Here is a 597-nt window from a genome sequence, read left to right as displayed (position 1 = left end):
TGGCCGCCCGCGACGAGGCGGTCGAGCACCGCACCCGGGCGATCAACCGGCTCAAGGCCGCCTGCCACATGCACCTGGGCCACACCCCCGGCGACCTGGCCCGCCCCGGCCACCGCGCCGCCCTGCAGGCCGTCCTGGAGGGGGCCGCCGCCTCCGGGGCGGCCCCGGCCGCAGTGGTGCGGGTGCTGGGCGTGCGCCTGGAGGAGATCGCCTACCTGAGCGGGCAGATCGCCGGCCTGGAGGAGGAGGTCGCGGGCCTGGCCGGGCCCTTGACGGTGAACCTGCGCCGGATCACGGGGGTGGGGCCGCTGGTCGCGGCGCACCTGGTGGCCGCCGTCGGCGACATCGCCCGGTTCGCCTCGCACGACGCGCTGGCCGCCTTTGCGGGGTGCGCTCCGGTTCCGGTGTTCTCCTCGGGCAGGGACCGGGTGCGGTTGAGCCGGGGCGGGCACCGGGGGCTGAACAGTGTGTTCTACCGGATCGCGATGGTGCAGGTGCGCCATGACGAGCGGGCCCGGGAGTTCGTGCGCTCCCGGGAGGAGGCCAAGGGCCGCCGGGGGGCCTATCGGGTACTCAAGCGCAAGCTCGTGCGCCGGG

1 protein-coding gene is annotated in these 597 nt (G+C 76.2%); it reads left to right on the top strand.

All coding sequences use genetic code 11. The features are described 5' to 3' along the window. On the top strand, window positions 1–597 hold a 597-nt coding region (locus C892_RS0128285; RefSeq protein ID WP_017559963.1), incomplete at both ends, for a transposase.

It is taken from the genome of Nocardiopsis baichengensis YIM 90130, from assembly GCF_000341205.1.
GTDB classification, from domain to species: domain Bacteria; phylum Actinomycetota; class Actinomycetes; order Streptosporangiales; family Streptosporangiaceae; genus Nocardiopsis_A; species Nocardiopsis_A halophila.
This window is presented reverse-complemented; position numbering and strand designations above follow the sequence as displayed.